Here is a 14,703-nt window from a genome sequence, read left to right as displayed (position 1 = left end):
ATAACTATGAAACGTACCAATTATTCGTCCGGCGCGCTCTGGGAAGGGAAAGTAGGCTATTCCCGCGCAGTCAGGATAGGTAATGTAATTGAAGTATCAGGTACTGTAGCATCAGACAACGACCGGGTAGTGGCAGAAGGTAACGCCTATGAACAAACGAAATTTGTGCTGGCAAAAATTGAAGCCGCACTGATCAATGCAGGAGCCACTTTACATGATGTGGTGCGCACCAGGATGTTTGTAACGGATATATCGAAGTGGGAAGAATATGGCCGGGCGCACGGAGAGTTCTTCAGGAGCATCAAACCGGCTACTACGATGGTAGAAGTGAGTAAACTGATTGATCCCAGGTACCTGGTAGAAGTGGAAGCCACTGCTATCATTGAGCCAAAGGGCTGAGCAACAAACCTTATGACTGAAAATTATTCCGGGGCGCTTTTGCTGGCCCACCTGGCAAATAAATCCTGCCAGGTGGGCCAGCAAAAGCGCCCCGGAATAACGAAAACTTATTTATAAAGTTCTGTCCACTTTAACATGCCGCCCACCAGGTTTTTTACATTGGTAAAACCCATGGAGTCCAGCAGCATACAAGCCTGACCACTGCGATTGCCACTACGGCAATACACAATCACTTCCTTATCTTTCCAGTCCTCAATTTCATCCACCTGCATTTGCTGTACAAAGCCCAATGGAATATGCGTGCCGCCGATGTTAAATTCGGCACGTTCATGAGGTTCTCTGACATCTAATATATGGAGCACTTCACCGTTGTCTATCCGCTGTTTCAGCTCTTCCGCAGTTATATTTTGCATATTACAAGGTATTTTAAATCAAATTACATCATTTTCAGTTATTCTGTTCCGCCGGTTTGGCATTGGCAGTACTGTCCGCAGTGGGCTTGGTGGCAGAAAGCCATAGGTCGATGCTTTCACCGGCCCTTACCATGTTGAAATCACCGATTTCGTTTTTACGGGTAGGCACCTGCTTAATGATAAAGGCATTGACAGTATCCTTTACGCTGGGATCAATGATTATCGTGCCTGCATTCAGGTTGCTGGCACTCAGCATTTCCCGGGCTTCTGCGTAGGTAAGTCCTACAAAGTTGGGTACCGGGTTTTCCACACTGCCGGTGCCACTGCTCAGGATCAGGGTAATATTACTACCCTCGGCAACAGGGGTACCTGGTTTTATTTTCTTACCATTCAGCAACTGCTGTAATACTGTATTGGCAGCAAAATCTGGCTTGTAGATAGTATCTCCCACATTCAAACGCAGACTTTTCAGCATCATTTCTGCGCTGCGGAAGGTCAGTCCTTCCAGGTCCGGCATTTTCACCATAGGGGCTACTGTTTTGTTGACGGTCAGATAAATGGTTCTTCCCACTTTTACCTGGGCGCCTTTGTCCGGTGTTTGCGCATATACAGCCAACGGCGGAATAGAATCGATGTAGATAGAATCACGCACATCTGCATCAAAACCAGCCTTCTCCAGGAGCGCCATTGCCTCTTTTACATTTTTCCCCCGCACATCCGGTACGGTGAGCTGCTGTCCGTGTTTAGTGATAACGCCCAGCAATGAAAAGAATAACAATGCAATGGCAAAAAACATCGCGATAACAGCTAACAGATTGATTCCGAATGATCGTTTGGTAATAAAGTTGAACACGGTAATTATATTATATGTGATGATCCTTACTTCATGCTTTCCTCAATCAGATGCCCATAGAACTCCTGAAGGGTACTGCCGCTGGCCCTTACCTGCTGAGGTACCAGGCTGTTTTCGGATTGACCCGGCATGGTATTGATTTCCAGGAAAAACAGTTTCCCGGTGCTTTCTTCATAAATAAAATCCACCCGCGTAATTCCTTTACAGTTAAGCTTATTGTATATCGCTTTCGCTGTTTCCTGTACGCGTTTCGTGATTTCATCAGCAACAGGAGCAGGCGTGATTTCGTTGGATACGCCCGGCGTATATTTCGCTTCATAGTCAAAAAACTCCTTGCTGCTCACTACTTCCGTGATCGGCAGTACATTCAGCGTACCATTGGTGCGGAACAACCCGATGGTCAGCTCCCGTCCTTTGATAAATTCCTCAATAAGGATCTGGCTATCTTCTCTGAAAGCCTTATCAATAGCAGCAGGCAATTCTTCGGCTGTTTTCACCTTAGACATACCTATGCTGCTGCCTCCTTCTGCCGGTTTCACAAACACCGGTAACCGCAGCTGTTGCAATATTTCAGTAGCATCGTATGGCTGATCACGGAAAATATGCACCGATTTGGAAACATTCACCACATTCAGCGCTGCCACTATTTTATTACAGAAGCTTTTGTTAAAGGTCACAGCAGAGGTAACCATACCACAACTGGTATAAGGGATCCCCAGCATTTCAAAATATCCCTGCAGGCGTCCATCTTCTCCGGGAGTACCGTGGATGCCAATAAACACTGTATCAAAGGTGATCTTCTTTCCGTCGACTGTCAGGGAAAAATCGTTTTTATCTACATGAACAACCTGACCCGCGGCATCAGTATACGTCCAGCTGTCTCTTGTAATAATAATCTTGTAAACGTTGTATTTACCACTATCCAGATTATTCTCTATAGTTACTGCACTCTGCACGGAAATCACATATTCCCCGGAATAACCACCGGCCACCAAAGCTATGTTCTTCTTCATAAGATATTTTACAATAAGCGGGTAAAGTTAAATGTTATTTGTCAATTGTCAAGAACTGCGGCCGTTTCCGGCAGTTTCGTTCAATTTACATAAAAAAAACCGTCCCGGCCAAAGCAGGAACGGTTTATTAAGCTTCCTTTAAGAATATTTTAAATATGCAGTTTGGATTTCTTCTCCATCAGCGCCTCCACAGTTTCGCGGTACATTTCGTCAGGCACGCAGCAGTCGACCGGGCAAACAGCCGCACATTGCGGTTCTTCGTGAAATCCCTGGCATTCAGTACATTTATTGGGAACTATGTAATAAGTATCAACACTGATAGGGGCATTACGCTGATCAGCATCCATTACAGATCCATCCATCAGGGTATAGGCTCCTTTTACGGTAGTACCGTCGGCCAGCGCCCATTCAACACCACCTTCATATATAGCGTTATTGGGGCACTCTGGTTCGCAGGCACCACAATTAATACATTCATCTGTTATCTTAATTGCCATAGTGTAATCTTTTTAAGTAGTAAGCCATTAATTTTGTGGAACAAAAATAGAATTTTCCCGGTTTATATAGGTTATTATTTATTATAGTTTCATGAATATAGCAGAAAAAGAAGCCGCCCTGGTACGCCTGGGACAGTATCTGGCCAGCAAAAGCCCCGAACTGGAAGCAGTCAAAGAACGCGCGTATATTGCCAATGGATGGTTTATTCCATCGTTTATCGATAATGCCCTGGACAGTATTTCCAGATATTTTCTGAGCCCCGGTCCGCTACAGGAATGGCTTTCAGGCTATCATAAGGCAAATGAAACACATGTACCGAAAACGGTGGGTATTGTAGCCGCCGGTAATATTCCGCTGGTGGGCTTCCACGACTGGCTTTGTGGTTTTATCAGCGGGCATGAGGTAAGAATGAAGCTTTCCGGAAAAGATGAGATCCTGATGAAACATATCCTGGAAAAAATGGCGGAATGGTACCCAGACCAGGCCCATCAAACCACTATACACGACATGTTGAAGGGTTGCGACGCCTATATTGCCACAGGCAGCAATAATTCCGCCCGTTATTTTCATTACTACTTTTCGAAATACCCGCATATCATCCGCCACAACCGCACCTCCGCTGCTATATTGACCGGCCGGGAAACGCCGGCAGAATTATCGGCGCTGGCAGATGATATTATGATGTACTTCGGGCTGGGATGCCGGAACGTCACCAAAATATACGTTCCAGTCGGATACAATTTCGAACCGCTGCTGGAAGCTTTACGGAAGTACAGCTACCTGACAGACCATCATAAATACAAAAACAACTACGATTATAACCTGGCGCTATTGCTGCTCAACAACAGCTCCTATATCACCAACGGCAGCCTGCTGCTCCAGGAAAATACCGCACTTTTCTCACCCCTGAGCGTATTGCATTACAGCTATTACATTGAAATGGCGCAGCTGCAGCAGGAACTCAGCGGGGAAGACTCACTGCAATGCCTTGTAGGGCACGAATTCACGCCTTTTGGCTACGCCCAGCAACCTGCCCTCACCGATTACGCCGATGGCATTGACACAATGAAGTTTTTGCTGAGTCTTTAGTTTTGAGTAAAATGCAGCGAAGATCATATTATATTAACACAATATGATCTTCGCTGCATTTTACCAAAGGCTAAAAGCTTAACACCAAAGACGCTAACATTTTGTCTTGTTAAATTGTTATATTGACACGTAGACTGTCATCTTTGCCTGCCCATGCCCTAAAGGCTAATAGCTAAAAGCTAAAGACTTTTAACGATTCGCCTAAAAATGTGTTAAAGTAAATATCAATGGTTGTGTTTCATTATTCCTGCTGATTAAATTTGTAGTACGGGGCATGTTAATTGATGATATCCCTGCGTTAATATTTTATCATAAGTTATCACGCAAACACACTATAATATGAAATTCAAGCAAATTGTTACAACTGTCTCTATCAGTGCTGTAACTGCCGTTGCTGCCATATTTGTGTATAGCAAATATTTTCAATCAAGGCAGCCTGTTTTCTTCCAGAATGGCACTGAAGTTCCCGTGAATTATACACGTTATATGCCCGGTACCGAAGGGAATTCAAACGCCACCCCTCCTTCCGATTTTACCTCGGCAGCTAAAACAGCTGTTCCTGGTGTAGTGCATATTAAAACCAAGATAAATCCCCGCCAGATTAGCAGTGGCAATAATCTGCAGAGAAAACGCAGTATTCTGCAGGATCTTTTTGGAGATGAATTCTTTGGAGATGAATTCAATGGTGGCGGAGACGGTCGCAGGTACTACATCCCCGGCCAGATGGCTTCCGGTTCCGGTGTGCTGATCTCTGATGATGGTTACATTGTTACCAACAATCACGTGATTGCTGATGCCGACGAAATCAGCGTATCTACCGCCAGTGGCAACAAAACCTTCAAAGCTAAATTGATAGGAACAGACCCCAGTACCGACCTGGCAGTTATCAAAATCGATGCACATAACCTCCCTTACCTGATGTATGGTAATTCCGACAACGTGGAAATTGGCCAGTGGGTACTGGCAGTAGGTTATCCGTTGAACCTGGATGCTACCGTTACCGCAGGTATCGTGAGCGCCAAGTCCCGCTCTATCGGCATCAATAAGAGTGGCGGCAAGGTCAACAGTGCCATTGAATCGTTCATACAAACCGATGCTGCAGTGAACCAGGGTAACAGTGGTGGCGCACTGGTAAATACAGCCGGGGAACTGGTAGGTATCAACTCTGCCATCGCTTCCCCCACCGGTTCCTATGCAGGTTATTCCTACGCGATCCCGGTCAATCTTGTCAAGAAAGTAGTGAGCGACATCGTAAAATACGGTAACGTACAACGGGCTTACCTGGGTGTCAGATACGCTCCTTCTTCCCTTATCGCTAATATGAGCGATGATCAGCTGAAAGAAGCGGGTATTAAAAGAGATGTTGACGGGGTTCAGGTGACAGATGTAATGCCCAACAGCTCTGCTGCTGCAGCCGGATTGAAGGCCGGAGACGTGATCACAGCCATTAACGGTGTGAAAATACAGGGTACTTCCCAACTCAGCGAACAGGTGGCTCGTTACAAACCAGGTGATAAGATCAGCGTTTCCATTATGCGCAATAACAAAGAGGTCACCATTAATAACGTGCTCATGAAAAACCTGAAAGGTAACACTGATGTGGTAAGGGTGACCAACCTCGACCGTCTGGGCGCCGACCTGTCGGAACTCGACAAAGACCAGTCTGCCCGACTTGGCGTGAATGGTGGAGTGATTGTAAACGACATCGGCAATGGTATTCTGAAAAAGCAAACCACCATGGCCCCCGGCTTCGTGATCCTGAAAGCGGGTAACGACCAGATTACTTCTGTAGATGAGCTTAGCAAAGTGCTCGACAAACAGAAAAGCCTGCGCCTGATTGGCTTTTATCCTGAAAGAGGCGGAAATATCTACTACTATAATATATCTACTTCCGGCGGAACCGGAACAGATCTGTAAAGTCTTTGGCTTTTAGCCTTTAGCAAAAAAGCAGCGGAGAACATGATGTTCTCCGCTGCTTTTTTTGCTGATACCAGCTATTGCTATAAGTTGATTACGCCTTTGAGCTGCGTAAAGAATTCGTCCTTTTTGCGGGAAGAAATAGGGATGTTCTTCTGGTCGCTCATAACAACAGCAGTACCCAGCCCTTTGATAATCTTCACGATGTGATGGATATTAATAAGGAAAGACTTGTGAACACGATAGAATCCCTTGTCTGAGAGCATTTCCTCATATTCTTTCAGTGATTTGGAAATGAGGTGGGATACATTATTGATCAGCTGAATTTTGGTATAGCTATCAAAAGCTTCACAATAGATAATATCCTTCAGGTCGATGACATTATATCCGTCATTTACCGGAATTACGATCTTGGAGAAGGCATTATCATTGTTTTTAACATAATCTTTCAGGATGGAAGCCAGCTCGTTCAACCGGCCTTTTTTGCTCTTCTTTACTTTTTCGAGGGCATCTTCTACCTCACTTACTTTGATTGGTTTCAACAAATAGTCCAGCGCCGCAAACTTAATCGCCTGCAGTGCATATTCCTGGAAAGCAGTGATAAAAATAACCTCAAAATTCAACACAGGAAACATCTCCAGCAGCTGAAACCCATTATGCGGCGGCATCTCAATATCTAAAAAGAGCACGTCAATGGGGTTATTCTTAATCATTTCTGCCGCCTCATTGATATTTTGCGCTTCACCAACAACTGTCACATCTTTGCAGTAGTTCTCCAGTATATTGCGTAAAATATGAATGTTGCGGACTTCATCGTCTACAATGGCAGCTTTTATATTACTCATAACATCTTAACAATGGGAATCAGAATTTCAACTAAGGTACCTTCCTTATTGCCGAAACCAGATTTAAATTTATCAATAATTTCTAACTTTCCAACACTTCCATTAAAAGATTTTATAATCTGCAAGCGCTCCTTAATCACGCTAAGTGCAGTAGACTCGTGTTTAATGAGCCTTGAACTTTTAATGCTATTCGACTTATCCCAGCCTATTCCATCGTCATCTACAGAACAATATAACAAATCATCCACCATTTCAAGGCGTATTTCCAGGTAACCACTGATATTTTTCGGAGCCAGGCCATGCTTAATGGCATTTTCCACGATTGGCTGGATAATCATAGGCGGAATATATACGGTATAGTCTTTCAGGGCATCCTCCATGATGAATTTGTAGGTAAAGGAGTGCGCAAAGCGGATCTTTTCCAACTCGAGGTAACGGGTCAGGAATGCGATCTCCTCTTCCAGGGAAATATAGGATTTACGGGAGTTATTCAACATCTGACGCATGAGTGTGGCAAAATCAGCCAGGAAGTTCAGGGCCTGTTTTTCTTCTTTTTCCAGGATCAGGTGTTGTACCGAGTTCAGGGAATTGAAGATAAAATGAGGGTTCATCTGATTGGTAAGCGCCTTTGCTTCCAGCTCGGCAATGCGCCGGTTATACTCCGTTTTCCGCTTTTCCGCCTGTTTGATGCGGCGTACCACGTAACGCAATCCAACCAGCACCAGCAGCAGCCCCGCCAGTAACAATATCCCCCTCGCCCACCATTGCTGGTACCATCTGGGCAGGATATTCACCTCCATATTCAGGGTTTTGGACCAGTCGCTTTTATATTTCCGGGCCCTCACCATCAGCTTGTAATTACCGGGTTGCAGGTCGGGAAACGGGATGATATTAGACATGGTAGTTACCCATCCGTTGGTGGTATCTCCTGAAAAGTTGTACTGGTATTCCACCAGGTCGGGCAAATCGAATACGATAGTGCCAAATTCCGCTTCAAATGAGGCCTTTCGTTTGTAAAGATCCACGAAATTATTGGTGGCGGTAAAGGTACTGTCGCCATAACGGATATTATTCAGGTAGATGACCGGTGGCACCGTATCCACCGGAATATGATCTGCGTTAAAGTAGCAAAGCCCATTGGAGGTAGCTATATAGAGCATGTCGCCATCCACGTAAACGCCACGGATGTCATCTGAGCTAAGACCATCATTAGATGTAATATTTCTCGTGATGGTCTGGGTTCTCACATCAATCACAGAAACTCCTTTGTTGGTGGCAACATAGAGACGGTTTACGCCGTCGTAGTATAATTGCTGGCAGATGTCGCTCGCCAGGTTGTTGGCGGTGGAAAGATGCTTCACCACCTCGTCGTGTTGCATGACGTATATACCGCGATCGCTGGTACCTATCCAGAGCGCACCATTAATCCATTTCAGATCTTTGATACTGACTTTACGAAGCGTGTCAGCGCCCGTCGGCAGCAGTTTTCTGAGCTTGTCTGTGCAATAGAACAGGCCGTTGTTGGTGCCTACATAATAAACGGAGTCGTTGACACAGGCGATGGAAGTGACCAGCAGATCGAGGTCACCAATGGTATAATCGTCCAGCGCGATTACCTGATTTTTCGCTGCAATCCTGACTTTGCCGGATGGGGAAATATCCACATCTTTCAGCATTTTCACCGCTTTCTGCAAGCTGACCTTCCGGGTACTGACGTTGAAATTATATAGCCCGTTATCAGTACCGATCAGCACATTATCAGGTTTATAAGGCTGTATGGAAAGAACGCTGTTTCGGCCCGAAGTGGTATCCAGTGTATATTGACGGATATGGTTTGACCCGTCCATGGTATTGAGGATACCGGCATTTTGTCCAATAAGCAGCAGATCATTTTTCTTGTCTTTGCTGATACTGAAGATGGAATGGGAATACAGTCCGTTCGTATTATCCAGATAGCTGAAGTAGAAATTCTTATATGGAATATTGTACACGCCATCGCCGAAAGTAGTAATCCAGATGTTGCCATCCCGGTCTTTCAGTAAAGACGTGATGTAGTGATTATCGAGCAGGCGGATCATTTTATGTTCGCCCTTAAAATATCCTTTGAGGTAATATAATGCACGCTGGGTACCTATCCAGAGATTGTCGCTGTCGATGCAAATATGGTTGATATCGTCTTTAATACCCCATTCAGCACCATTAAAAAAGCACACGGCTTCCTTTGCAGTATAGGAATAAGCGGTATTTCTGAGGATCACCACATTATTGGATCTGATACGGGCCTGAAATCCGGTGTCGGTTAACGGGTACGGACATACGCGGAAAACCTGTTGCCCGGAGTTATTGATATCATCAAGATTATCGAGATGAAAAGATGCCTGCAGGGGGTGGAAGATGCTGTCGTTTCGTAGCAGGAAAAAGAGGTCGGTCTGGCCGAGATTATCGTAAGTCGTTTTCTTCCCGTTATATTTTACAATACGGTTGTTGGTATTCTGAAACCATATCGTTCCGCCGGTACTTTCAAAAGCGTACTGCATATAATGGCTTCCGCTGTTGAAAATGAGTGAAGAGTCATTTTCTTCGTTATGGATACGGCTTTTTTCGTAGAAAGAGGGTTTTCCGTTCAGGGTAAAGAACCATACCCTGCCTTTGGAATCGGCTGCCAGTTTCACTACGTCGTTATCAGTGAGACCATCTTTTTTTGCATAGTTACGGAATCGTTTCCCATCGAATTTGCTGACACCGGTGGGTGTGGCAAACCAGATGAAACCATCTTTATCCTGCACAGCGGCATAAACAGTAGCGTTAGCCAGACCATCCTTCACGTTGTAGTTACGGATCATCAAGCCCTGGGCCAGCGTTGTTGTAACGATGCAGAAAAAAACGAGGCCCGATAACAGTATGTAACGGATCAGGGGCATCGAACCAATTTAGGGATTACAAATGAGAATTAAGAATTTGGAATAAAGAATTAAGAAGCAGAAGCGGAGCTTCAAAGATACTGGAAGTTCTCATGCTGATCTACGCTGTTGGTTCTTAATTCTTCATTCCTGATTCTTAATTCCTTCTAATAAGCTCTTGCAAACAACACCCTTTCTTTCGAAGGCTTACCTGTGAGTACACAGGTACCGGCTTCCTGAGGGTTATTGAGCGGAATACATCTGATAGTTGCTTTTGTGCGTTCCTTGATAAGTTCCTCAGTTTCGGCAGTACCATCCCAATGAGCAGCCACGAAGCCACCTTTTTCGTCCAGCACTTTTTCAAATTCTTCGAAGGTATCCACTTTGGTAATGTGGCTATCCCGGTAAGTTTTGGCCTTGTTGAAGAGGTTCTGCTGAATCTCATCCAGTAAAGCACGGATGTTTCCTGTCAATCCTTCGAGCGGGAGGCTGCTTTTCTCTTTGGTATCGCGGCGGGCAACTTCCACCACGTTATTTTCCAGGTCTCTCGCGCCAACGGCTATACGCACCGGCACACCTTTCAATTCATACTCGGCAAACTTCCAGCCGGGGCGGTTGTTGTCGGAGTCGTCATATTTCACGCTGATCCCGGCGGCTTTCAGTTCTTTTACAATGACATTCACTTTTTCATCGAGTGCGGCTTTCTGGTCAGCTCCTTTGTAGATGGGCACAATTACCACCTGAATGGGAGCAATCGCCGGAGGCATTACCAGGCCCTGATCATCGCTGTGTACCATGATCAGTGCACCAATCAGGCGGGTAGAAACGCCCCAGGATGTAGCCCACACGTGTTCCAGCTTATTGTCTTTGTTAGAGAACTGCACATCAAATGCTTTGGCGAAGTTCTGACCAAGGAAGTGGGAAGTGCCGGCCTGCAGGGCTTTACCGTCCTGCATGAGGGCTTCCACACAATAAGTTTCCACGGCGCCGGCGAATCTTTCGCTGGGCGATTTTACGCCACGGATAACCGGAACAGCCATGTAGTTTTCTGCGAAGTCGGCGTACACATCGAGCATCTGCTCTGTTTCTGCGATCGCTTCTTCCGCAGTAGCATGGGCGGTATGTCCTTCCTGCCACAGGAATTCGGCGGTACGGAGGAACAGGCGGGTACGCATTTCCCAGCGTACTACGTTGGCCCACTGGTTGATGAGCACCGGCAGGTCGCGGTACGACTGTATCCAGTCTTTATATGTATTCCAGATAATAGTTTCGGAGGTAGGGCGAACGATCAGCTCTTCTTCCAGTCGTGCTTCAGGATCTACGACAACACCACCGCCGTTGGGGTCATTTTTCAGGCGATAGTGGGTCACCACAGCACATTCTTTGGCGAAGCCTTCCACGTGGGCAGCTTCTTTACTGAGAAAGCTTTTAGGGATGAACAGCGGGAAGTAAGCATTCTGGTGACCGGTATCCTTGAATTTGCGATCCAGAACATCGCGCATGGCTTCCCACAGTGCAAAGCCGTATGGTTTGATTACCATACAACCGCGTACGGCGGAATAATCTGCCAGGCCTCCTTTCAGGACCAGGTCGTTATACCATTTTGAATAGTCTTCCGAGCGGGCTGTAATCTCTTTACTCATAAAAAATAAACCTTATTTATATATCGTTTGTTTTAAACCAATTTTTTCTGTATTTATCGAGACAAAATTAAAGCGTGTTCAGCAGGAAAAAAACGCTGAATTGGCTTCGTTTTTGCCGCCTCATCCAGAGAAGAAAAATGCCACAAACATAGATGAAAAACATAACTGTGCAAACAGTTATAGGAAAATAATATCGGCCAGAATGTGTTATTGTAACTTTCTTCTGCATAAATCCGTTTAAAAGGAGTAAATTTACTATACGAATCAAGCTTAAAATATATTTCAAATGAAACCTATATCATATATTGGACTGGTATCATTGCTCGCCCTGGGAGCATGTTCCAGTGCATACAGGACTACACAGACGCCCGACGATGTGTATTACTCTCCCCGTCAGGAACAACGTACCTATGCTTATGGGAACGGCTCAAATGGTAATAGTTACCAGGATGAGAATGACGCCAATTATGTTCAGGGTACCCAGGGAGACGGCAACTATGTAACTTACCAGGATGATGATCAGGGTGATTACGCGCGTCGTTTACAACGTTTTGGAGACAGCAAATATAACGGTGGCTACTGGGATGGCTACAATGCAGCATCCAACCTGTATATGAGCAGCGGCTTTTACGGCAGCGGTTTAGGTTGGGGTTACAGCCCTTTCTATAGTAGTTTTTACGGACCTTCCCTGAGCATTGGCATGGGATGGGGCTGGGGTGGTGGTTTCTACAACCCCTGGTACGGCAGCTGGGGCTATCCGTACGTAGGCAGCTACTGGGGCATGGGCGGATACTGGCCTTATTCCTACTATCCATACTATGGAGGTGGTGGCTGGTACGGTCACGGCGGATATTACGGCGGCGGATACTATAGCCGTCCATCTAACTCCTACGGTCCTGTAGGCGGTTCCGGCGAAAGAGTATCAAGAGTACCTAACTATACAAGCAGCGGCACCAACGGTGGTGGTGGATATTCCCGTCCTTCACGGAGCGGTGTTTACCAGCCTGCCAACAACGGTGGCGGATATGTAACTCCTGTGGGCAGTGGCGACAGACCTCGTCGTGTATTCCAGCCTACAGCGGGTGAAAGACCAGCTAACAACTATCAGCCCGGCAACAGCGGCAATATCAGTCGCCCGTCAAGGGTGGATTACAACGGTGGTGGTAACTACAGCCGGCCATCCAGGGTTGAATACAGCCGGCCTGCTCCGAGCTATACTCCTCCCAGCTACAGTCCTCCTTCTTCCAGTGGTCGCGTAGGCGGCGGTGGAGGTGGAAGCACCGGTGGTGGCGGATATTCCCGTCCTTCGCGAGGCGGCCGTTAAAAATAACCTTACTAGATAAGCGTAGCCTAAAAACTACGCTTATTTTTTATCACGATACACGTTTTACCTGATTAGCACGTTATACAATCGCTGAAACAAGGCAGGCTTCATATACCTGCAAAGCAAATCTTATATTTTTTAAGTTAATACAGATCATGATTAAAAGACTTTATCCTCTTTTAGGCGGCTTGTTTATATCTGTAACCGCTGTAGCCCAAAGCTCTAACGACGCATTGCTTTACTCCCCTATGCAGCCGCACGGAACGGCAAGAACCCAGGCATTGGGAGGCGCAGGCATTGGCCTTGGAGGAGACTATTCATCTGCCCATTCTAACCCGGCAGGCATCGCGATGTTCAAAACAGGTGAGTTTCTGATCTCAGGCGGAGTAGGTATTGCGAATAATACATCTACCTACCTGAAAAACGGTCAGCTGGACAATGTCGGAAGCCGTACCAATTTCCAGGTGCCCAATATAGGGGTGATATTCGCCACCAATAAAGGTAATGGCAGCAGCAGCTGGAACAACATTACGTTTTCACTGGGTCTGGACCGCCTCGCAAATTATAATAACAAAATAGCTATCGCCGGGCTTAACAGTAAATCATCTTATACAGATTACTGGGTAGACCAACTGCAGGCAGGTGGGAATGCCCAATGGGAAAAAGGTTATCCGATTGATGGAAGCCTTGGCTGGCAGACATTTGTATTAGACAGGTATCCGGCAGGCTCCAATACCAACCTGATGAGCCTGGCCTCTCCAAGCAGAGCGATAGGCGGCTTAACAGGTGTTCAGCAACGCGGTACGCTTCAGACAGAAGGCGGGCTGAATGAATATAGTTTTGCGGTTGGGGGAAATTATGGCGACAGACTTTACATTGGCGCCAGCCTCGCATTACCCAGCATCAACTATAAGGAATACTTCAAATGGTCGGAAGACGATGCAGATGAAAAGAACAACACCAATCACTTCGGTTACTTCGATTACAATAGAACGCTGAAACGTACGGGGCTGGGTGTAGGCGCTAAGTTAGGTATCCTCTATAAAGTAACAGAGCGGTTCAGACTGGGTGCAGCCTTCCATACACCAACCTGGTATAGCATCCATGACCGTTACGACGCTAATATGACCGCAGATATTGAAAATGGTACCCCCGACGGCCAGAATCCCGGTGTACATAGTTATTCATCCGGCGATATGACAAACGGCTACCCGGTAGAATTTGACTACAACTACACTGCTCCTCTGAAAGCTATGGGAGGCGCCTCCTATTTCTTCGGAGATCTGAAAGATCCACAGAAGCCACAGGGTTTCCTCACGGCTGATTACGAGTATGTAAATCAGTCGTCCGGTAAGTTCAGAATGTCGGATTATAAGTCTACCGAAAGAGGATTAAACGACAATATTTCCGCCATTTACAAAGCCGTATCCAATGTAAGAGTAGGCGCCGAGGTTAAATTCCTTGCGATGTATGCAGTCAGAGCAGGTTTTGCCTACTATGGCAACCCATACAGCAACGACTACTACAATGCCGGCACAGATGCTTCCCGTAAGGTATATAGCGGTGGTGTAGGCTTGCGTCACAGAGGACTTTATCTTGATCTTACCTATAGTTATACTCAGGGTAATGACAGGTACAGGCCATATGTTACGCAGAAGGCTGAACTTACTCCTGCCCCGGCTACCATCGATTATAACCGGAGCAATATTATGATGACGCTTGGTTTTAAGTTCTAAAAACGACGTTGGAATTAGGAATATAGAAAGAAGAATTAAGAAACAGCGCGAAGACTTTAGCGGATATACTATC

At 46.0% G+C, this 14,703-nt stretch carries 12 protein-coding genes; 5 read left to right on the top strand and 7 right to left on the bottom strand.

The genetic code is table 11. From position 1 onward, the window contains the following. The first annotated feature begins 6 nt into the window (after positions 1 to 6). Positions 7 to 399, top strand: a complete 393-nt coding sequence (locus UNH61_RS06360) for a RidA family protein (RefSeq protein WP_326991295.1) — start codon at positions 7 to 9, stop codon at positions 397 to 399. 107 nt (positions 400 to 506) lie between these two features. Here the strand turns inward: UNH61_RS06360 and UNH61_RS06355 are convergent, their stop codons facing one another. From UNH61_RS06355 to UNH61_RS06340, 4 genes are all read right to left on the bottom strand, one after another. Further along, positions 507 to 812, bottom strand: a complete 306-nt coding sequence (locus UNH61_RS06355) for a rhodanese-like domain-containing protein (RefSeq protein ID WP_326991294.1) — start codon at positions 810 to 812, stop codon at positions 507 to 509. Positions 813 to 846: 34 nt separating this feature from the next. Continuing rightward, on the bottom strand, positions 847 to 1,665 hold the full coding sequence (locus UNH61_RS06350; protein ID WP_326991293.1) for a PASTA domain-containing protein: 819 nt from the start codon (positions 1,663 to 1,665) through the stop codon (positions 847 to 849). Positions 1,666 to 1,691: 26 nt separating this feature from the next. Then, on the bottom strand, positions 1,692 to 2,678 hold the full coding sequence (locus UNH61_RS06345; protein ID WP_326991292.1) for a D-alanine--D-alanine ligase: 987 nt from the start codon (positions 2,676 to 2,678) through the stop codon (positions 1,692 to 1,694). Positions 2,679 to 2,827: 149 nt separating this feature from the next. Further along, a complete protein-coding gene (locus UNH61_RS06340; protein ID WP_326991291.1) occupies positions 2,828 to 3,175 on the bottom strand; it encodes a 4Fe-4S dicluster domain-containing protein in 348 nt (115 codons plus the stop codon). 91 nt (positions 3,176 to 3,266) lie between these two features. On the opposite strand from UNH61_RS06340, the gene UNH61_RS06335 reads away from it, so the two are divergent. Both UNH61_RS06335 and UNH61_RS06330 read left to right on the top strand, forming a co-directional pair. Beyond that, positions 3,267 to 4,265 (top strand): acyl-CoA reductase, encoded by a 999-nt coding sequence (locus UNH61_RS06335; protein ID WP_326991290.1) that lies wholly within the window; start codon positions 3,267 to 3,269, stop codon positions 4,263 to 4,265. Positions 4,266 to 4,604: 339 nt separating this feature from the next. Then, positions 4,605 to 6,182 (top strand): trypsin-like peptidase domain-containing protein, encoded by a 1,578-nt coding sequence (locus UNH61_RS06330; RefSeq protein ID WP_326991289.1) that lies wholly within the window; start codon positions 4,605 to 4,607, stop codon positions 6,180 to 6,182. Positions 6,183 to 6,265: 83 nt separating this feature from the next. Here UNH61_RS06330 and UNH61_RS06325 read toward each other — a convergent pair whose 3' ends face one another. The 3 genes from UNH61_RS06325 to proS form a co-directional block, all read right to left on the bottom strand. Continuing rightward, the gene (locus tag UNH61_RS06325) at positions 6,266 to 7,027 is read right to left on the bottom strand and encodes a LytTR family DNA-binding domain-containing protein (protein WP_078672331.1); all 762 of its coding nucleotides are present in this window, start codon (positions 7,025 to 7,027) and stop codon (positions 6,266 to 6,268) included. Continuing rightward, positions 7,024 to 9,948 carry a histidine kinase gene (locus UNH61_RS06320; protein WP_326991288.1) on the bottom strand — a complete coding sequence of 975 codons (2,925 nt, stop codon included), beginning with the start codon at positions 9,946 to 9,948 and terminating at the stop codon, positions 7,024 to 7,026. The genes UNH61_RS06325 and UNH61_RS06320 overlap by 4 nt, the downstream gene beginning before the upstream one ends. Before the next feature lie 146 nt (positions 9,949 to 10,094). Beyond that, a complete protein-coding gene (gene proS / locus UNH61_RS06315) occupies positions 10,095 to 11,570 on the bottom strand; it encodes a proline--tRNA ligase (RefSeq protein WP_326991287.1) in 1,476 nt (491 codons plus the stop codon). Between the two features lie 286 nt (positions 11,571 to 11,856). Between proS and UNH61_RS06310 the strand changes: the two genes are divergently transcribed. Beyond that, positions 11,857 to 12,894 (top strand): hypothetical protein, encoded by a 1,038-nt coding sequence (locus UNH61_RS06310; RefSeq protein WP_326991286.1) that lies wholly within the window; start codon positions 11,857 to 11,859, stop codon positions 12,892 to 12,894. Positions 12,895 to 13,049: 155 nt separating this feature from the next. Next, entirely contained in the window at positions 13,050 to 14,630 is a 1,581-nt protein-coding gene (locus tag UNH61_RS06305) for a hypothetical protein (protein WP_326991285.1), read from the top strand. The last annotated feature ends 73 nt before the right edge of the window (positions 14,631 to 14,703 follow it).

This window comes from Chitinophaga sp. 180180018-3, from assembly GCF_037893185.1.
Taxonomy (GTDB): Bacteria; Bacteroidota; Bacteroidia; order Chitinophagales; family Chitinophagaceae; genus Chitinophaga.
Note: the sequence above shows the minus strand (reverse complement) of the source record. Positions and strands in the feature narration are given on the sequence as shown.